The organism is Anaerospora sp., from assembly GCF_032013335.1.
GTDB lineage: Bacteria > Bacillota > Negativicutes > Sporomusales > DSM-15969 > Anaerospora.
Map to the genome: position 1 here is coordinate 20,133 of NZ_DALZUO010000001.1, position 18,586 is coordinate 38,718.

18 protein-coding genes and 1 riboswitch are annotated in these 18,586 nt (G+C 45.2%); of the genes, 4 read left to right on the forward strand and 14 right to left on the reverse strand.

Translation table 11 applies throughout. From position 1 onward, the window contains the following. Positions 1 to 12 precede the first annotated feature (12 nt). Positions 13 to 1,398, reverse strand: coding sequence for an NAD(P)/FAD-dependent oxidoreductase (locus RTR76_RS00120; protein ID WP_312515104.1), 1,386 nt, complete (start codon positions 1,396 to 1,398; stop codon positions 13 to 15). Positions 1,399 to 1,827: 429 nt separating this feature from the next. Here RTR76_RS00120 and RTR76_RS00125 point away from each other — a divergent pair, with 429 nt between their 5' ends. Further along, positions 1,828 to 2,661, forward strand: coding sequence for a methyl-accepting chemotaxis protein (locus RTR76_RS00125; RefSeq protein ID WP_312515106.1), 834 nt, complete (start codon positions 1,828 to 1,830; stop codon positions 2,659 to 2,661). Positions 2,662 to 2,752: 91 nt separating this feature from the next. Here RTR76_RS00125 and thiF read toward each other — a convergent pair whose 3' ends face one another. From thiF to RTR76_RS00150, 5 genes are all read right to left on the reverse strand, one after another. Continuing rightward, a complete protein-coding gene (thiF, locus tag RTR76_RS00130) occupies positions 2,753 to 3,361 on the reverse strand; it encodes a sulfur carrier protein ThiS adenylyltransferase ThiF (protein WP_312515109.1) in 609 nt (202 codons plus the stop codon). 25 nt (positions 3,362 to 3,386) lie between these two features. Further along, positions 3,387 to 4,487 carry a 2-iminoacetate synthase ThiH gene (gene thiH / locus RTR76_RS00135; RefSeq protein WP_312515112.1) on the reverse strand — a complete coding sequence of 367 codons (1,101 nt, stop codon included), beginning with the start codon at positions 4,485 to 4,487 and terminating at the stop codon, positions 3,387 to 3,389. 22 nt (positions 4,488 to 4,509) lie between these two features. Continuing rightward, the gene (locus RTR76_RS00140) at positions 4,510 to 5,280 is read right to left on the reverse strand and encodes a thiazole synthase (RefSeq protein ID WP_312515115.1); all 771 of its coding nucleotides are present in this window, start codon (positions 5,278 to 5,280) and stop codon (positions 4,510 to 4,512) included. A 4-nt stretch (positions 5,281 to 5,284) separates the two neighbouring features. Continuing rightward, positions 5,285 to 5,485, reverse strand: coding sequence for a sulfur carrier protein ThiS (thiS, locus tag RTR76_RS00145; protein WP_312515118.1), 201 nt, complete (start codon positions 5,483 to 5,485; stop codon positions 5,285 to 5,287). Between the two features lie 65 nt (positions 5,486 to 5,550). Next, positions 5,551 to 5,659: riboswitch (TPP riboswitch) on the reverse strand. 56 nt (positions 5,660 to 5,715) lie between these two features. Continuing rightward, positions 5,716 to 7,110 (reverse strand): protease complex subunit PrcB family protein, encoded by a 1,395-nt coding sequence (locus RTR76_RS00150; protein WP_312515120.1) that lies wholly within the window; start codon positions 7,108 to 7,110, stop codon positions 5,716 to 5,718. 160 nt (positions 7,111 to 7,270) lie between these two features. Here RTR76_RS00150 and RTR76_RS00155 point away from each other — a divergent pair, with 160 nt between their 5' ends. Beyond that, positions 7,271 to 7,819 carry a hypothetical protein gene (locus RTR76_RS00155; protein WP_312515123.1) on the forward strand — a complete coding sequence of 183 codons (549 nt, stop codon included), beginning with the start codon at positions 7,271 to 7,273 and terminating at the stop codon, positions 7,817 to 7,819. Between the two features lie 312 nt (positions 7,820 to 8,131). Here RTR76_RS00155 and RTR76_RS00160 read toward each other — a convergent pair whose 3' ends face one another. From RTR76_RS00160 to RTR76_RS00170, 3 genes are all read right to left on the reverse strand, one after another. Further along, positions 8,132 to 9,016 carry a helix-turn-helix domain-containing protein gene (locus tag RTR76_RS00160; protein ID WP_312515126.1) on the reverse strand — a complete coding sequence of 295 codons (885 nt, stop codon included), beginning with the start codon at positions 9,014 to 9,016 and terminating at the stop codon, positions 8,132 to 8,134. 29 nt (positions 9,017 to 9,045) lie between these two features. Continuing rightward, positions 9,046 to 10,278 (reverse strand): beta-ketoacyl-ACP synthase II, encoded by a 1,233-nt coding sequence (fabF, locus tag RTR76_RS00165; protein ID WP_312515129.1) that lies wholly within the window; start codon positions 10,276 to 10,278, stop codon positions 9,046 to 9,048. A gap of 175 nt (positions 10,279 to 10,453) precedes the next feature. Further along, positions 10,454 to 11,563: a phosphotriesterase gene (locus tag RTR76_RS00170; RefSeq protein ID WP_312515131.1), complete on the reverse strand. Its 1,110-nt coding sequence runs from the start codon at positions 11,561 to 11,563 to the stop codon at positions 10,454 to 10,456. Positions 11,564 to 11,785: 222 nt separating this feature from the next. Between RTR76_RS00170 and RTR76_RS00175 the strand changes: the two genes are divergently transcribed. Beyond that, positions 11,786 to 12,775 carry a Gfo/Idh/MocA family oxidoreductase gene (locus tag RTR76_RS00175; RefSeq protein WP_312515134.1) on the forward strand — a complete coding sequence of 330 codons (990 nt, stop codon included), beginning with the start codon at positions 11,786 to 11,788 and terminating at the stop codon, positions 12,773 to 12,775. An 80-nt stretch (positions 12,776 to 12,855) separates the two neighbouring features. On the opposite strand, the gene RTR76_RS00180 is transcribed toward RTR76_RS00175, so the two are convergent. The 3 genes from RTR76_RS00180 to modA form a co-directional block, all read right to left on the reverse strand. Next, the gene (locus RTR76_RS00180; protein WP_312515137.1) at positions 12,856 to 13,542 is read right to left on the reverse strand and encodes an ATP-binding cassette domain-containing protein; all 687 of its coding nucleotides are present in this window, start codon (positions 13,540 to 13,542) and stop codon (positions 12,856 to 12,858) included. Beyond that, on the reverse strand, positions 13,542 to 14,237 hold the full coding sequence (gene modB / locus RTR76_RS00185; RefSeq protein WP_312515140.1) for a molybdate ABC transporter permease subunit: 696 nt from the start codon (positions 14,235 to 14,237) through the stop codon (positions 13,542 to 13,544). Before modB ends, RTR76_RS00180 begins: the two co-directional genes overlap by 1 nt. 83 nt (positions 14,238 to 14,320) lie before the next feature. Further along, the gene (gene modA, locus RTR76_RS00190) at positions 14,321 to 15,124 is read right to left on the reverse strand and encodes a molybdate ABC transporter substrate-binding protein (protein ID WP_312515143.1); all 804 of its coding nucleotides are present in this window, start codon (positions 15,122 to 15,124) and stop codon (positions 14,321 to 14,323) included. 254 nt (positions 15,125 to 15,378) lie between these two features. Between modA and RTR76_RS00195 the strand changes: the two genes are divergently transcribed. Then, the gene (locus RTR76_RS00195) at positions 15,379 to 16,305 is read left to right on the forward strand and encodes a helix-turn-helix transcriptional regulator (protein WP_312515146.1); all 927 of its coding nucleotides are present in this window, start codon (positions 15,379 to 15,381) and stop codon (positions 16,303 to 16,305) included. Between the two features lie 46 nt (positions 16,306 to 16,351). Here the strand turns inward: RTR76_RS00195 and gltA are convergent, their stop codons facing one another. Further along, on the reverse strand, positions 16,352 to 17,770 hold the full coding sequence (gene gltA / locus RTR76_RS00200; protein WP_312515148.1) for an NADPH-dependent glutamate synthase: 1,419 nt from the start codon (positions 17,768 to 17,770) through the stop codon (positions 16,352 to 16,354). Continuing rightward, positions 17,755 to 18,576 (reverse strand): sulfide/dihydroorotate dehydrogenase-like FAD/NAD-binding protein, encoded by an 822-nt coding sequence (locus RTR76_RS00205; RefSeq protein WP_312515151.1) that lies wholly within the window; start codon positions 18,574 to 18,576, stop codon positions 17,755 to 17,757. The genes gltA and RTR76_RS00205 overlap by 16 nt, the downstream gene beginning before the upstream one ends. Between the last annotated feature and the right edge of the window lie 10 nt (positions 18,577 to 18,586).

The following is an 18,586-nucleotide window of genomic DNA, read 5'->3' on the forward strand; positions in this document are numbered from 1 at the left end:
GAATCTCGCTCCTTATTTGCCGCCTTCGCGGGCCAGTATTTCTTTTGCTACAACAACACCCGCTACTGAAGCTTGCGCTAATCCGCGGGTCACTCCGGCACCGTCGCCAATCGCAAAAAAGTTAGGAATCTCGCTTTCCAGCTTATTCGTCAACGTGAGACGAGATGAGTAAAACTTGACTTCCACACCATAGAGTAAGGTATGACGGGAATTTGCGCCAGGTGCCACTTTATCAAGCGCTTCAAACATTTCTTTAATTGCCACAAGGTGACGATAAGGTAGGACCAGACTCAAATCGCCCGGTGTAGCATCTTTCATCGTAGGCTCTACCAGCCCCCGCTTGATACGCTCCGGAGTCGACCGCCGTCCGTCCAAAAGATCACCCAGCCGTTGGACAATTACGCCGCCTCCGAGCATGTTAGCCAGGCGGGCAATGGACTTCCCATAGGCAATTGGTTCTTTAAAAGGCTCAGTAAAGCTCTTAGAAACAAGCAATGCAAAGTTAGTATTGTTGCTCTTCTTATCTGCATAGCTGTGTCCGTTAACGGTAATTAAGCCACCGTTATTTTCTGTAACGACAAAGCCATACGGATTCATACAGAAGGTACGCACGCGGTCATCAAAGGATTTTGTAAAGTAGACCAGCTTAGATTCGTATACTACATCTGTAATATGTTCCATCACAGCTGCTGGCAGTTCAACACGGACGCCAATATCTACCGGATTTGTCATCATGCCCATTCCCAGTTTGGCCGCTTGGTCAACAAACCATTCCGACCCTTCTCTGCCAGGAGCAGCAACTAAATATTTACTTTTGATAATTTCGCCCTTGACTTCAACACCCACATATTGACCATTTTCAACAACAATTTTTTCGACAGTCGTGTTGGAGCGAATTTCAACTTTATCATCAAGATATTCCCGCATACGGGTTAATATCTGCAAGTTTACATCAGTACCTAAGTGACGAATTCTCGCGGGAATAAGATTTAAATCTGCCGAAGCTGAGACACGTTGGAGTCGGCGAATCTCGTCTTTATGATCGTCGCCATATACCTTACGCACATTACCGCCAAACTTACCGTACACAGTATCTATATACTCGATGAGCCTCAGCAGCTCAACTTTATCCATATACTCATCTAAAATACCGCCGTAGTCAGTAGTTAAGGTAAGTTTTCCGTCACTGAAAGCGCCTGCACCACCCCAGCCACAGACAATATCACAGGGCTTACAGTTAACACAGGGCGTTTTATGGGTTTCTTTTGGGCAGCTGCGGGAAGTAATATCCCTGCCCTTTTCTAGTATAAGAACATTCAGTCCTTTATCAGCCAATTCCAAGCCTGTAAAAATCCCAGCCGGACCGGCACCTATAACAATTACATCATATTGTTTCACGTAATTCACCTCGAATATTTATTCTGTCCGAAGGCCACAAAAATAACTCAAACCGGCCCTATACGACCGCCATTTGAGTTGTTTGGAGAATGTACGCGTTTTTTCCCTTGATTATCATAGCATTAAGGACAATGACGTGTCAACACTTTTATCGAATGATATTTTGTTTTATGTGAATAATGTTCGGAAAAACCTCAATGCAGACATGATTGTATCCCTTTTTAAAATTGCATAATCCCAATATACATCCATTAACTTTTGGGAACTCCATCTCTTGTTAAGCGTTATTTTGTCTACAAAGACATACAATATGTGTCATTTATTAGACAATTCGATCATTTCCGAGCCGCTTTTTGCCTGTTTTTATGCTTGGCATAAGTATTGCATGTTTTATTCCAAGAACAATCTTACGAAGCGAGGTTTACGCATATGGAAAGAAAACCCGATATTCTTGCCAGTTTTTTAACTGTTATGCCCTACCTAAACGAGTTGTTGACAAGCGATGTAGGCGTCAGTATTACCGACAGAGAGAACTATCTGTACTACAAAGCAGGCAAAGACCTGGACCTAAAGGTTTCCCCTGGAATGCCGTTAAAGCCTGGAAGCTCCGTGTACCGTGCAATACACGAAAAAAAGCGGGCAACCATCAGAGCGGATAAATCATTATTTGGCATTCCTTATATCGCTGTCGCCATTCCTCTGCTGGATGATTCCGGAAAAGTTATTGGCGCCGCAAGTGTACAAGAAAGCATCTCCAGACAGGAAACACTGAAAGAAATGTCTCAGCACCTTAACGAAAGCGTCACTGTATTGGCTGCCAGCGCCGAAAAAATTTCTGCTCAATCGCAAGAGATTACTGCTATTAGCCGCGAACTTGCCACAACAACTTTTCAGTCAAAGGATCGCGTGCGCGAATCTGATCAAGTCCTAAGTTTAATCAAGATGATTGCTTCTCAGACAAACTTGTTAGGCCTTAATGCAGCAATAGAGGCTGCCCGCGTCGGAGACCAGGGCCGCGGCTTTGGCGTGGTTGCCCAGGAAATTCGTAAATTAGCCGGCACAAGCGCTGATTCGATCAAGCAGATCGAGGATATCATCAGAAGCATCCAACACGATAGCGACTATACTGCCAACCAAATGCAGCTAATCGGCGATGCCATCGGACAAATAACAGACTCCATCATCCAGGTAACAGCTGCCATTCAGCAGACTAACTCTATGACCAACCGTCTTGACTCTCTGGCAAATGAATTAAATAATTAACCTTCGGTTCTTTTGCCTGATATACAAAGAAAAGGAGGGTGTCGCATTTGCTTATCAAAAAGCGATTTGCGTCACCCTCCTTTATACATTATTATTTCCCTAAATAATGAGCCACTATAATATCCGCCTGCTTGGCCGCAGCTACATGCACCTGTGGCGCCAACGGTGGGCAGTCGTCACTAATTGCGGATACCCAGTCGCCAACGACATAAAAATTTTCTTTTCGTCGGTGTATCCGGATATCTTCACTTTTCCCCCAGCCCGCAAGACCAGATACGGCGACAAGTAGCTCTGCTGAGTGGAGATAGGTTTCAACAATCAACTTCTTATATTCAGGCCGGTCAAAAGCTTCGACAACCACATTGCAGTCTGCAAACAATCCTGCTGCATTATCATGGTCCACCTTCAACTGCAGTGCCTCTACCGCTACCGCTTCATTAATCAGCCTAAGATTATCCCGTAGTGCTTCGACCTTAGGCAATCCAACCTGATGACTAAAGAAAAACTGTCGGTTCAGATTACTGCTCTCGATGCAATCAAAGTCTACAATTTTAAAATTTATAAAACCGGTACGAACCAACATTTGTGCGCAGTTTGATCCAAGTCCGCCTGCTCCGGCTATACCAATTTTCACGGAATGTAATTTTGCAATCACTTCCGGCTTTAAATAGCGCAGCAACCCTTGTTCAAGTACACTCATACCACTGCCTCCTTTCCAACCTGCGTTACCATAATTGCCAATCCTTATAAACAGGTTGATAACCCGCTCTCGAAAGCATGGCAGCTACTTCTGCCACATTGCGGTCATCAGAAATTTCAAATTGACTCGTTGCATTTTGTTCAATGTGACCGCCCACCGCAGTACAGGATCCAGCTGACATTTTTGTGACGCCAAGCTTTAACAAATGATCGCGCAGCTTTGCCGGCTCCCTCGTCGACAGTGTAATTCCGCTGCATGGCATGTACAGGCGATAAGCTAATAAATACTGCACCAGATTCTTATCGCTGACTTCGACATTAGGCAAATATCCCCCAGCATGGGGCCGCATGCGAGGCGGCGACATACTGACTTCTACTTCCGGAAATTTTTGCTGCAAATAGTTAGCATGAATACCAGTCATAAATGCTTCCCGGCGCCAGTCATGGAGACCTAGAAGAGCGCCAACATTCACAGTTCGGACTCCTGCCAGGCAAGCCCGCTCGGGCGCATCCAGCCGATAAGAATAGTTGCGTTTGGGACCGGCAAGATGCAGCTGCTCATAGATTGTCTGATCATATACTTCCTGGTAAACAGTCACCCCGTCGACACCGCACGCTACTAAATCGGCATACTCTTCTTGCTCCAGCGGATAAATTTCAATACTGATTGAGGTGAAGAAACTACGCAGGACATTTACACAGTCTTTAATGTAACTGACAGGCGAGTGTCGTCTTGACTCTCCTGTTAAAATAATAAGATGCTTAAGCCCGGTTTGTGCTATTACTTGCGCTTCGTCAGCAACTTCCTCCAGCGTCAGTTTTTTTCGGGTAATACTGTTCCCCGCATGAAAACCACAATATACACATTGATTAACGCAATAATTAGCCAAATACAGCGGCGTATACAGCAGAATGGTCCGGCCAAAACGCTTTGTCGTCAACCAGTGGGCTTTGCATGCCATTTCTTCTAAATAAGCCTCAGCTTTCGGCGAGAGCAGTGTCAGGTAATCCAGCAAATTCATTTCATCCTTGGCAATCACGCCTGCAATCTGCCGGTCTGTAATACTTTCAAAGAATGTATCTATGTTAAAATTCCGGTACTGCTCAATCACACTCTGAACACTCATATTATCCCTGCTTTCCATCCTATTAACTATGTAGAAAACCGGTTAATGGCGATGATGCGCTTGCATAACCCTTTCTGTTTTCCGGTTCCGCCAAATAAGCCATGCGTCCGGCACCTACTGCCAGCCCGAAAGAGCGCGCCATAGCAACAGGGTCACCGGCTGTTGCTACTGCGGTATTGACCAGCACCGCTGCGGCGCCCATTTCCATAGCTTCGGCAGCCTCCGAAGGCCGCCCAATCCCTGCATCAACAATAACTGGTACAGAAATTTCCTCAATTAATATGCGAATTAATTCTTTTGTTTTTAAACCGCGGTTACTGCCAATCGGCGATCCTAACGGCATAACTGCAGCCGCTCCTGCTTCTGCCATTTTTTTAGCAGCCATCAAATCGGGACTCATATAAGGAAGAACAATAAATCCTTCTGCCGCCAGCACTTGCGTTGCCTTAATTGTCTCTAGATTATCAGGCAACAAGTATTTGGCATCAGAAATAACCTCGATTTTAATCCAGTTGCCACAACCGGCAGCCCTTGCTAAACGCGCTATGCGTATTGCCTCCTCTGCCGTCCTTGCACCCGAAGTATTCGGCATCAGGATCGACCCCTCAGGGATATAATTCACAATATTTTCCTGGGCATTATTGGGCTCTATCCGCCTTAATGCCACTGTTATCACCTGCGCTCCTGCAGCTCGGATCACTTCAGGTATAATTGTATGCGAAGAAAACTTGCCAGTACCCAAAAACAGCCTGCTAGCCACTGGCTGACCGCCAATAATCAGCTGGTCTCCCATATTATCAGCCCCCTCCCACAAATGAAACAATTTCCAGCATATCATGCGGCTTAAGGACTACCGTCTCCCACTCATCCTGCTTTAGGATCGCATGATTGTATTCAACAACAATACAGGCTCCATTTAGACCTCTGGCTTTTATCAATGCTGCTACCGTTGCTCCGTCTACAAATTCCTCTTCTTTACCATTGAGCGTCAACTTCATCAAATCCCCTTCCTTTCATAGTGAAATAAAATAAAAAAACGTGCCTCCCCAAAGGATAGGCACGTAGTATGCACAAAACACCTCCCTCCGCGAGCATTATCTCGATCAGGTCATAAGGTCAGAGACTCACAGCCTCACTCTCAGCCCATAACATGGACTCCCTTGGTTGTAAACTATTAAATTACAGCTTTATTCTACTCTACCTTTATTTACCAGTCAAGCCTTCTTGTTTAATGTCGAATCGTAATTTTCATTTTTTGAAGGACTTTACCATTTTGATCAACAAAGCTTACATTCAAACCACCCCAGACATCAGCAATCTGACGGTCAAGCACGACATAGTCCGCCGGGAAGGTAATATTTTTTGTAGTCATTTCACCCGGTCCAGGACTCTTAGTGTGAACCCGTACCGTTAATTGATTGCCGTTGAGCAGTATTCTTTCAATGCCAATATCATAGCCGCCGCCAGCCGTCCCCAGATAGGCAGCTAGTACAAGCTTACTCTGATAATCAATCGCTTTTAATTTTTCAGCCAACACATCATTCTCTTTTACGTCCGCTGAGGCAACAATAGCTTTAAACGACATATCCTTTAAATAGCGGTCATCATACCATTTCCAGGATGTATACTTATTAGTAGAGTAAAGTACCTTTTCACCGGAAACAGGTTTCTCTGGCTGCGATACCGGGTTCACAGGTCCCGTTACTTTATAGATCGTCCAGATAGCATCACCGCCGCCAAAAGGCTTAACGAGAATCATCGCATATACCCTGCCGTCATGTTTCACATCTATATCAATTTGTCCATGCCGGGCCAGGCTTGTACCGCTGTATTGGCGAACAATCGTAAATTCATCCTTGTCAGAAAACCCATAGGCTTTCCCTTCCTGGCGGGCCACTTCCAGCGGATTCAGCCGCCAGCGGTCACGACCAGCATCAACGTCTTGCTGCCATTTAATTAACTTATTATAATCAAGCCCTGCTACGCCGGGACCAATATCAACCTTATCGCCGTGTGACGGAGGATTCTTAATTACTGTTTTAACTTGCTGAATTGATACAACCTGCCATATTTTTCTACTGCCAGCTCCACCAGGCTGCTTCAGTTGAACAAGATAATACTTCTCACCGTGCCCTACCAATACCTTGGCAATACCTGCTGTTCTGTCAGCTGACAGCAGGGTAAAGGTATCTTCTTTATCATTAAAACCATAACGGTCAGCAGAATTTTTCAGTACAAGTACCGGATCAAGCAGCCACACCTTTTGATCGGCCTCAACCTGCTTCTGTAAGCTTTTCAATTCTTCAGCCGGCACCATATCGACATTAACTGGTTGATCGGCTGCCTCCACTACAGCAACCTGCTCCATTTCGCCATTAGCTTTTACGACAACGGCTTCTTCAACAGCTTGAGCTTCACTTTTTTCATCATCCAGCACTTTATATGCAGGTATCGCCGCTTCTTCAGTCGATTCATTCTGAGGCTTAGCAGCCAACTCTTTTTGTTCTTTACCGCCAAACCACTTAGCAGCAGTTACCTCTGTTGCCGCAAGCGGCAGCAGCATAGCGGCCATTAGCGAAACACCAGCCATAGCAGCAGCGATTTTTGTATATTTTTTCTTCATAATTGCTCCCCCTTCTCTTCGACTGGTCAGTCACTTATAATAACGCTGCCTCCGATAGGAAAGTAACGGATGAAAAAAATGCCATCAGACTCAGCAAATAGTGCTATAATATATTTCGTTGGCTAAAAGCCTCAAAATCCATTGGAAAGAGGGTATCAAGGTGAAATCAACAACCCGCGTTCTTTGTGTTTTGCTCCTATTACTATTGACTTGTTCAATCGGCTCAGCTGCTGCAGTAGATAGCAATGCCACTGCAGCTATCGCCTTATATATTGATACTTCGGGCCACTATGTTCCGGGAATAGACCTGCTGAACAAAGCACTGAATGAAGTCATCCGCTTCAAAGTAAATGCGCTGCTTTTGGGAAGCGAGGTACAGTCAGGCAATGAGGTATTACGCGATCTAAGCCGTTGTCAGATCAACACAGCGAACGATGCTACACCGCAAGCATTATCCGCCTACAGCGACGCCCGCCATGTTAATTACATACTCCTGCTCTCCGTACGTCCTCTGGATGTCGCACTGGATGTCAAAGCCTACTCAACCTCCTCCAGCAGCTATCTCGTGGATAAAACGATATGCCGGCCTGATGGGACAGCGGCCATGTCTACCCTGGATACGTTATCCGCTATGATCGGAAACGAAGTAACTGACGCATTAGAACTCATTCGCAATTCGGCAGCAAGTGTTGCATCTGCCCAAAACTAAAGCCCGCTAAAAGTTTCGTTGCCCCGTTTCCTTCCGGCCCTTCTGGAAAAATGCGGTCCGCAGGATGGGTAATCCTTAGCTTACGTTAAGAAATTCGTGCTGTTTGAGCGCAGCGAGTTTACGAATTTTAGTAAGATGAGTATTACCCAAGCATTTTGGAAGACAGGCCTAGAATTTTTGATACTTTTGTTTCGATGACAAAAGTATAAGCCGTGCTTTTCCGCTCATCTCTATGCCTGTATATACAAAGAAAAAGAGGATGTCGTATTTGCTTTCAAAAGCGTTTTGCGACACCCTCTTTCTATTATCTGATCATTCAATTGCCGTAATAGGTTGATATATATCGAGTTCGCAATAATTGTCCTTTGATAGCGAGCTATCTATATACTCAAACCGGAAAGTATCGGCAAATTTGAAACCGGAATTGAATATCCATTTTGAGTACATATGGACTAACAGTCTTCCTACTTGCCGGCCATTAATGTCATCAGGGCGAAAAAAACCAACAAAACGGAAAACCACATATTTATGGGCAGGTATCTCGACTCCATGCATCCCAGGAGGAATTGCAGTCAATTCTGCAGCCTGAACAGAAGGCATATAGTAAATGTATCCTTGGTCGCTCGCACTCCAATCGGTATACCCGTAATAAATATGAGGATTAACGGGATGGGCAACCTGCTGCTTATGATGATAAAAAAAGTCCCTCCCATAGGCATTCGCAGTTTTGTCACCGGACTTGCTCATAATTTTGTGCTGAATACCGATGAGGAAAAATCGTTGTCTAAAGACAAACTCAGGCTTATACACCGCAGAATTAGCAACAGAATATATGTCGCTGCTATTGAGCTTTTCCTGAATATGCAGCGACATTTGCTCCGACCTGACTTTCTGCGGAGTGTAACCAAACCTTTTACGAAAAGCTCTAATGTACGACTGTTCATACTCAAAGCCATAGTCGAAAGCAATATCGATTACCCGCCTGTTCGTATGAACCAAATCATTAATACTAGCAGACAGCTTACGGGATTGAACATAATCCATTAACGATTCACCGGTTAAAGCTTTAAACATTCTGTGCAAATGGTATTTGGAAATCTTGCAGTGCAGCGCAATATCATCGAGGTTTATTTTGTTACCCAGATTGGCCTCCGTGAAATCAACACACGTGGAGATCGTTTCTTTGATATCGATCATAGCACGCCTCCTCTAATCGGTTCAAACCACTAAAAACGTTTTAAAACCAGCGTTGCATTTTGTCCCCCAAAACCAAATGAATTTGACAGAGCGTATTCAATGTTTGCTTCTCTGCCTACATTAGGTATATAGTCTAAGTCACATTCAGGATCTGGTGTTTGATAATTAATCGTAGGCGGCAAATATCCTTCTTTTAGCGCATATGCAGTGATAATAGCTTCAATTGCGCCTGCTGCTCCCAGCAAATGCCCAGTCATTGATTTAGTTGAGCTCACAGGCAATCGATAGGCATATTCACCAAATACTGCCTTTATTGCTGCTGTCTCATTGCGGTCATTCACCGGTGTTGACGTCCCGTGAGCATTGATATACCCAATAGCGGCAGGCTTTATGCAAGCATCCTCGATCGCCAGACGCATACACTCGGCAGCTCCCTCTCCCCCTTCGGCAACTGCGGTAATATGATAGGCGTCGTTCGTACAGCCATAACCGGTAACCTCTGCTATGATAGTGGCACCACGGTTTACGGCGTGATTAAGCTCTTCCAGAATCAAAACGCCGGCACCTTCTCCTAGTACAAAGCCATCTCGATTCTGGTCAAAGGGGCGGCTGGCTGTTGCCGTATCATTATTAGTTGTCATGGCTTTCATTGCACAAAAACCTGCCAGAGCAAGCCGGGTATTCGCTGCTTCAGCTCCACCGGCAATCATAACATCCGCTCCATTTCGCTGTATAACCTTATAGGCATCACCGATAGCATTGTTTGATGATGCGCAGGCGGCAACAATACATTCAGAAAACCCGGTTAATTTATATTTAATAGCAATAAGGCCTGCTGCCATGTTAGGCAGCATCATCGGGACAAAGAATGGGCTAATCCGGTCTGCACCTCTCTCCATCAGTACCGCATGCTGATTCTCGATTGTTTCAACCCCACCGATACCGGTACCAATAATGACTCCCGTTCTCTTACGGTTAATGGCCGTTACATCCAAATACGCATGGTCAACCGCCAAAGCAGTTGCCGCCACTGCATATTGAGCAAAGCGGTCCATTCTTTTCATTTCTTTTTTTTCAATAAATTGGCTTGCATTAAAGTCCTTTATTTCTGCCCCTATCCGGGTAGGGAGATCCGCTACATCAATGCGTTCAATTGGTGTTATTCCTGATTGACCTGCTTTGATCGCTTTCCAAAAATTCTCGGCACCCACTCCCAGAGAAGTTACCGCTCCCATGCCGGTGATGACCACACGTCTTTGCATAATATAAATCTCCCTTCGATTTTGGTAGTCTAATGTCATGCACTAACTGTAACACATCTATTTTTCTAACAATGAACAACTATTGCTTTTCTGTTCTTGAAGAAAATAGGGAAAGCAGCCCCCCTCCACTTAACAAGATGGGAAGCTGCTCTACGCCTCTTTCAGTCCTGGCTGTTCAAAAAGCCAGCAGCCGGGCAGGGTTTGCTACTGTTATCTGATAGATATCCTGATCGCTCACTCCACATTGTTTCAAAGCCGGTACAACGAAATCAGCAAGACGGCGATACCCTTCCCCTCCGCCGCGGCGAGTGGCAAGTTTGGTGAAAACGTCATTGCCGATAACCAGCTGCGCTGCATACCCTTCCTTAATAAGAGTAACTAATCCAGATAATGCATACCAGTCGGGATACAATACCATTCCCAGCGGTTCATCATCTGCCTCGAATCCAAAAGGCGTGAAGGAAAGCACAAAACCTTGTTTAAGCAGTTCCCTGTGCAGACTAAGATTAAAAGGAACCCGCCCCGGATTGTTTACCAGCTCTTCCAAAGACAGAAAACCCAATAACAACTGAATGTGGCAAAGAATTGTGCGTTCCGGTATGCAGCCACCTTCGAGCAGCGGACGCACTACATTGTCCCGCACTTCTTCGGGCGAAACATCAAGACCGAGATGTATTTGCAGAGACAGTCCTGTTTCGCCGGAGACAAACGCGGCTGCCCGCAAGTATATCTCAAGCTGCTCTGTATACACCTCATAAGCTGCTTTAATGTGCCCTGGAAGAATCCCTGTATTGCCAATGCCCTGTGCAATTTCACGGCGCAGAAACGCAACATACTCGTGGTAATTCATCGTGTGATATAGCTCCGGCCAGGTATACTGAGCATACAGCCCGGTAGAGGCCACAATATGAACCCCTGCCGCCTCGCTGATCCGGCGGAGAACAAACAAATCGTCAGCCGTACTCCTAATACCGGGTGCACTGACTTCAAGAATCGCATTGCCGCCACTAAGCCTAAAATCAATAATTTCAGCAATCATCATCTGCTCATCATCCAATTTCATATTGTCAGCAGATAACGCAATATTATGGCGCAGAAACGAGCGATTTTCTAAAGTTATTTTTTCATCCGGCTTTACAAGTCCCCGGTCCTTCACAATTCCTATTTTTCGAATGCGGTTTCGAAACATGGAGCAGTCGGAGAATATATGCTCATGCATGGAGGTGAATCCAAGCTGTTCCGGTGCGATAGGACCGCAGACCGTCATAATTTTTGATGTCATCATAATCCTTCCTCTCTCGTTGCCAGCTTACAGCTATTCAACAGTGCTTTATCCTTTGAGCGGCTGTACATTCGCTTTATCATATGCGCCGACAAACAATCAAAGAACAGCACCAACTACACAGATGGCTGTTGTTCCGACCTGAGCGCTTCATTGCCTAGATACAAAATATACCTATCATGGTACTATATGACTATAACGATGCTAGCAGGAGGATTTTTGAGCATGACACCACCAATTAAATGGGGAATTCTTTCAACAGGTACGATTGCCAGAAAATTTGCAGCCACGCTTAATCAGTTATCCGATTGTGGAGAGCTTGCCGCCGTCGCATCACGCAATACGGATGGAGCAAATCAATTTGCAAGTGAATATATCGTCCCAAAAGCATATGGCTCTTACTCAGACTTAGCCCGTGATCCTGATATCGACGTTGTATACATCGCCACACCCCATTCCTTACATTACGAAAACGCAAAGCTTTGCTTAGAAAATGGCAAACATGTTTTATGCGAGAAATCCTTTACAGTCAATGCAGTCCAGGCGGCCGAACTTTTCGAACTTGCCCGAGAGAAGAATCGCTTTATCATGGAAGCCTTCTGGACAAAATTTCTCCCCGCTTATCAGTTACTGTATAAAACACTTGCCGAAAAAACAATTGGAAATATTACACATTTTAGAGCAGAATATGGCTTTGCCCCAACAGGCGCCAGGTACATCAGGAAATTTGATCCCTTGTTGGCAGGTGGTGCTTTACTGGATATCGGAGTTTATGCAATTGGCGTCGCTGCTATGTTGTTGGGCTATAAGCCAAAAGAGCTGTATACGAGTGCCCTGATTGGCGAATATGGTACAGATACCTTTAATAGCATTATGCTCACCTATGAAAATGGTCCTACTGCCCATTTAGTTACGACTATCGGTTCAATAATTGACCCGCTTGCCGTGATTTACGGCACAAAAGGACATATATCCTTACCAAATTTTACAGCATTAACGTCCTTTCAAGTGACAATTGACAACGAGACCCCCTACAATGTAGACTCACCTTTCTTAGTTAACGGTTTTGAATACCAAATAAAAGAAACTGAACGCTGCTTGCTGGCAGGAGTGCGGGAAAGTACCATTATGACTCATCAGAATACAATTGATGTCCTGGCACTGATGGACAAAGCCCGTTCAAGCTGGGGACTTAGCTTTCCCTGCGAAATATAATAAAGACTCCTTGCTATCAGCGTACTTCTTGTACGAGCTGCTTAGTAAGGAGTCTTTTATTTTTCAATATATTTCCCTGTTTAATTAACAGCCTGCAAGCGCCCCGGGCAGGAACATTCCCAGTTAGTTGGAGCCGTAACCTGCCTGCCGCGCTCCAGAAAAAGCACTTCATGTCCTATGGCCTTCGCTTCCTGAGGATCATGGGTAACTAAAATGAAAGGTATATTCCAAAGCTGCTGCATATTTTTCAATTCAGCCTGTAGTTCCAGGCGGGTATCATGATCCAGTGCCGAAAGAGGCTCATCCAAGAGCAGAATTTCCGGTTCTGCCATTAAGGCTCTGGCTAAAGCAACGCGCTGCTTTTCACCACCTGACAGCTTATCGGTGAAGCGCTCAGTAAGCTGTTCAATTTTAAGCAGCCGGAGCAGCTTTTTATATAAATCCTGCGCCTTTGCATCACTTTTAGATACACCGTACCAAATATTCTTGTGCACATTCATATGCGGAAATAATGCATAATCCTGGAACATATACCCGACACGACGCTTATTAGGCGGTATGAACTCATTGGTCCCTGAAGCATAAAGTTTTAATTCCCGGTTAGCAATTACGCCTGAATCAGGCTTTTCCAGACCGGCAATACACCTAAGAGTAGTTGTCTTTCCACAGCCCGACGGACCAAACAGGACTAAAATACTATTTTCAACTGAGAAATTAACCTTCAGCTCAAAGTCTGACAATTGTTTAGTAATGTCAATATGGAGCATTAAAACAACCCCCTTCCGGCAGCATTCCTGTCTTTGGTCTTTGACCAGATATTCAGCCAGTAAATCATTGAAAATGTCAGAGCGCTGATGATCAGTACATACAGGCCCGCCAGCGTTAAGTCATTTGATTCAGCGGCAAAATAAATGGCTAGCGGCAAGGTTTGTGTTTTCCCCGGAATATTTCCTGCCACCATTATAGTAGCGCCAAACTCACCTAATGCCCGGGAAAATGATAACACAAGTCCGGCAACCAAGCCCGGCCAGGACAGCGGTACGGTAACGGTCCAGAAAACCCGCCATTCGTCCGCCCCCAAGGTACGGGCCGCATCCTCCAGCTTGCTGTCTACACTCTGAAAAGCAGCCTTGGCACTTTGGTACATAAGCGGAAAAGCCACTACCGCTCCCGCCAGGATGGCCGCATAAGGAGTAAAAATAATCTGAGTGGCAAAATGCTGACCCAGGAATTTCCCTACCGGACCATTTTTGCCAATTAACAGCAGCAGCAGAAACCCTGTCACCACTGGTGGTAATACCATTGGCAGAATAAATAAAGCCTCAACCGCCGCCTTTCCCGGAAAATGCAGCGTCTTCATTAAATATGCTGCAAGCATCCCAAATACAAATACAAATGCAATTGACGCAAAAGCGACTTTTAACGACAGCACTACAGGCTGCCATTCTATCATTGTTTCCATAGTTTATTTCTCACTGACCGGACTAAATCCGTTATCAGTTAAACCTTCCTAGCTTATAGTACCGCTCCCATTTGCGTAGAATATTATTTACTCATTACAAAGCCATATTTCTCGAAGATAGCTTTGCTTTCCGGGCTAAATAAGTATGTTAAAAAGGCCTCGGCATCTTTAGATTGTTTCGCACCGGACAGCACTGCTGCCGGATAAACGATTGGCTGATGAGAACCTTCAGGCGCAGTAGCTGCTATTTTTATTTTATCGCTGGAAGCAGCATCTGTCTTATATACGATACCTGCTTCAACATTGCCTGTTTCTACATAAGCGAGTACGGTACGGACATCTTTGGCAAACACAACCTTATCTTGTACTTTGTCCCAAAGGGAGAGCTTCTTTAGAACTTCCTGAGCATATTGCCCGGCTGGCACAGTTGCCGTTTCGCCCAAAGCAAGTTTCTGTATCCCCTCTTTGGTTAAATCTTCATATTTTGCAATTTCGAGCTTCGAGTCCTTTGGCACAACAACGACCAGTTTATTTTCTACCAGATTCTTGCGGGTAGCTGTATTCACCAAATTCTTTTCTGCCAGATCATTCATCTGTTTGGGAGCTGCCGATATAAAAAGATCTGCTGGAGCACCCTGCTCAATCTGCTTTTGCAGCGCGCCTGAAGCACCTAGGTTATAAATTATCTTTACATTTGGATTTTTTTCCTGATAGATTTTCTGGATTTCAGCTAATGCATCTTTCATACTGACAGCCGCAGAGACATTGAGTTCAGCTTGCTTGGAAGCAGGAGCATTTTGGGCAGGTGGCGTACTGCTGCCACACCCGGCTGCAACAAGGGCCAATGTAACTAACACCAACAGAAATAACGAAAGAGTTCTTTTCACTTTGATCTTCCTCCTTTATATTATCAAAATAAACATACCAAACATAACTGAACAAAAAAGGGGGGATTTGCCGTTTTTGGTATAAAATATATAAAAAAAGCTAAACTCCGCCTACAAATAGCTAAGTCTAGCAGCTCCATTGCTGATTCAGTTGTCACAAAAACAAACATAAACTAACATAAACTATGTTGGCTTAATTATAATACTTGTTGTATGATATTGGCAAGAAGATTTTTATTTTTGAGGTGCCCACTATGAGTGATACTAATTCCTATACTCCGGAAGAAGTCTCCAATATTTTAAAGATTTCCAAGTATACCGTTTATGAAATGATCAAGCGTGGTGACCTTGCCGCCTATCACATTGGACGCAAAGTTCGTGTACAAGCTTCAGATCTTGACCATTATATACAAAAATCCAAAGGAGCCTCCTCCACGGCGGTATCAAAGCAAGTGGATTCTCCTCCGGCCAGCCAGGATTCCCTGATCATTTGCGGTCAGGATGTCGTTCTTGATATCTTAACGCGACATCTGGAGAGAGAGTTTCCTCAAATCAAGTTTCTGCGCAATTATGTTGGCAGCATGGACGGCCTCCTTGCCCTGTATCGCGGCACCGCGAACGTTGCCACTGCCCATTTATGGGACAGTGATACAGGAAACTATAACAGCCCCTATATTCGACGCATTTTGCCTGGACACAAGGCTTTGCTTATTAATCTTGTTCACCGCAATGCAGGCTTCTATGTCGCCAAGGGAAATCCCAAAGGCATTTTCTCCTGGAAAGATCTAACCCGGCCTGACGTACGCATCATCAATCGCGAATGCGGTTCAGGTGCAAGAGTGCTGCTTGATGAGCAGCTAAGAAAACTCTCCCTCAGTACAAAAGACTTGCAAGGTTACTCCCATATTGAGATGAGCCATTTAGCAGTTGCCAGCACAGTAGCCAGAGGCGATGCCGATGTAGGGATAGGTATTGAAAAAGCTGCTCAGCAAGTGCAAGGTGTTGATTTCATTCCCCTCCAGGTGGAGCGTTATGACATTGTCATCCGCAAAGATGATGCGGATAAGCCTTTATTTCAGGCACTACTTACGGCCTTGCGTTCTAAAGCCTTTATCAATGAAGTGCAAGGAATCGGCGGATACGATTTATCCAAAACCGGTCAAATAGTTGATGAGGTCTAATTTGATACGAACCCGTACCGTTATTCAGCGGTACGGGTTCTCTTCTTTAAACAGAACAGGCTTGTGCTGTCTTTAACTTTTGCAAATAAGCATCAATAGCCGTTGCAGCTTTCTTCCCGGCCCCCATTGCTAAAATTACAGTAGCTGCACCGGTAACTATATCGCCCCCCGCAAAAACTCCCATTCGACTTGTCTCACCAGTCTCTGCATCCGCAACTATATTGCCTCTTTTATCTACCGCAAGGCCTGTTGTTGTTGCTTGTACTAATGGATTAGGCCCTTGTCCGATAGCAATAATGACTGTATCCACTGCCAATTCGGCTTCCGAACCTACTACTTCGACTGGCCGGCGCCGCCCGGAAGAATCTTGTTCCCCTAATTCCATCCGCAGGGTTTTGAGACCAGTTACCCAGCCCTTAGTATCACTAGCTATACTAAGCGGACTGGTTAACAGCCGAAAATCAACACCTTCTTCTTCTGCGTGATGAACCTCTTCCCGCCTGGCCGGCATTTCTTCTTCTGATCGGCGGTAGACGATATATACCTTTTGAGCACCCAGGCGCAGCGCTGTTCTAGCAGCATCCAATGCTACATTACCGCCTCCGATTACTGCTACATTTTTTCCTACATGTATTGGTGTTTTATATGCAGGAAACTGATACGCCTTCATCAGATTGCAGCGTGTCAAAAATTCATTAGCCGAATAAACTCCGTTTAGATTTTCACCTTCCATGCCCATAAAATGAGGCAGGCCCGCACCTGTGCCAATGAAGACTGCATGAAAGCCTTCCTCATCTAGCAGCTCATCAACAGTAAAAGTCTGTCCAATTACAGAATTAACCACCATCTCAACGCCTAGCTTGCCCAGATTAGCAATTTCTGCCTGAACGATATCCTTAGGAAGGCGAAATTCGGGAATCCCATACATCAGCACGCCGCCCGGAAGGTGCAGCGCTTCAAATACGGTAACCTTATAACTCCGTTTCGCCAATTCGCCGGCAACGGTAAGACTTGCCGGTCCGGAACCGATAACAGCCACTCGCTGAGCATTAGCAGCAAATTCTACTGCATTTAGTACTTCACCGTGAACGCGAGCATAATCAGCTACAAAACGTTCCAGTCTGCCAATGCCAACCGCTTCTCCTTTCTTTGCCAAAACGCAGTATTTTTCGCATTGTTCTTCCTGTGGACAAACTCGGCCACAAACAGCGGGCAAAGCGTTAGTACTTTTAATAATAAGATTGGAGCTTTCTATATCGCCTTGTTTTATTTGATTGATAAATGCCGGTATATCTACTTCAACGGGACACCCCTTGCGGCAAGGAGCTGTTTTGCACTGCAGGCAGCGGCGCGCTTCCAGGATAGCATCATCATCACTATACCCTAAGGCCACTTCGCAGAAGTTTTTATTTCTGACCTCCGGACTTTGTTCAGGCATTTTGGTCTTCTTTAACGCGAATGACATTGGCAGCCTCCTTGCTCTTTATCTTTATACATCTGTTGACGGACCATAAGCCCCGCAAAATCAACTTGATGAGCATCAAATTCAGGGCCGTCAACGCAGGCAAATTTATTTTCGTTCGCCACCGAGACCCGGCAGCCGCCGCACATGCCTGTCCCATCTACCATTATGGGATTTAGGCTAACAACGGTATATATACCATACGGCCTTGTTACTTCCGCCACACTGCGCATCATTACTACCGGGCCGATAGCAATAACTTCTTTAATTTCTATGCCCGATTGAATCAACGCTTTTAGCGGGTCAGTGACAAAGCCCTGCTGGCCTTTCGAACCGTCATCTGTAGTAATATATAGCTTATCACTGACAACAGCCATTTCTTTTTCATAGATGAGGATTCCTTTGGAGCGGGCTCCAATAATAGAGATTACTTGATTGCCTGCTCCCTTCATCGCCCGGGCAATGGGATAAACCGGTGCTATGCCGATTCCCCCGCCAATGCAGACAACCACTCCCTTTTTGTCCACATGAGTTGGTTTTCCTAATGGGCCTGCAAAATCCAACAGGCAATCACTCTCTTCCAACATTCCCAGCTTACGGGTTGATGCACCAACTTCCTGAAAAATAATGGTGATAGTTCCTTTTTCTCTGCTGTAGTCGGCAATTGTTAAAGGGATTCGCTCACCCTGTTCATCAATTCGTAAAATAACAAATTGACCAGCCTGTGCCTTTTTGGCAATTTGCGGAGCTTCTACCTCAAATAATTTTACATCTGGCGCCAGCTCTTGTTTTACAAGTATCTTATACACAGTATCTCTC

What these genes read in the sequence shown, in the direction of transcription:
- gltA (WP_312515148.1), bottom strand. Translation starts at nt 17,770, where the DNA reads ATGTCATTCGCGTTAAAGAAGACCAAAATGCCTGAACAAAGTCCGGAG.
- RTR76_RS00170 (WP_312515131.1), bottom strand. Translation starts at nt 11,563, where the DNA reads ATGATGACATCAAAAATTATGACGGTCTGCGGTCCTATCGCACCGGAA.
- RTR76_RS00175 (WP_312515134.1), top strand. Translation starts at nt 11,786, where the DNA reads ATGACACCACCAATTAAATGGGGAATTCTTTCAACAGGTACGATTGCC.
- thiF (WP_312515109.1), bottom strand. Translation starts at nt 3,361, where the DNA reads ATGAGTGTACTTGAACAAGGGTTGCTGCGCTATTTAAAGCCGGAAGTG.
- RTR76_RS00140 (WP_312515115.1), bottom strand. Translation starts at nt 5,280, where the DNA reads ATGGGAGACCAGCTGATTATTGGCGGTCAGCCAGTGGCTAGCAGGCTG.
- fabF (WP_312515129.1), bottom strand. Translation starts at nt 10,278, where the DNA reads ATGCAAAGACGTGTGGTCATCACCGGCATGGGAGCGGTAACTTCTCTG.
- thiS (WP_312515118.1), bottom strand. Translation starts at nt 5,485, where the DNA reads ATGAAGTTGACGCTCAATGGTAAAGAAGAGGAATTTGTAGACGGAGCA.
- RTR76_RS00195 (WP_312515146.1), top strand. Translation starts at nt 15,379, where the DNA reads ATGAGTGATACTAATTCCTATACTCCGGAAGAAGTCTCCAATATTTTA.
- RTR76_RS00160 (WP_312515126.1), bottom strand. Translation starts at nt 9,016, where the DNA reads ATGATCGATATCAAAGAAACGATCTCCACGTGTGTTGATTTCACGGAG.
- modB (WP_312515140.1), bottom strand. Translation starts at nt 14,237, where the DNA reads ATGGAAACAATGATAGAATGGCAGCCTGTAGTGCTGTCGTTAAAAGTC.
- thiH (WP_312515112.1), bottom strand. Translation starts at nt 4,487, where the DNA reads ATGAGTGTTCAGAGTGTGATTGAGCAGTACCGGAATTTTAACATAGAT.
- RTR76_RS00180 (WP_312515137.1), bottom strand. Translation starts at nt 13,542, where the DNA reads ATGCTCCATATTGACATTACTAAACAATTGTCAGACTTTGAGCTGAAG.
- RTR76_RS00150 (WP_312515120.1), bottom strand. Translation starts at nt 7,110, where the DNA reads ATGAAGAAAAAATATACAAAAATCGCTGCTGCTATGGCTGGTGTTTCG.
- RTR76_RS00125 (WP_312515106.1), top strand. Translation starts at nt 1,828, where the DNA reads ATGGAAAGAAAACCCGATATTCTTGCCAGTTTTTTAACTGTTATGCCC.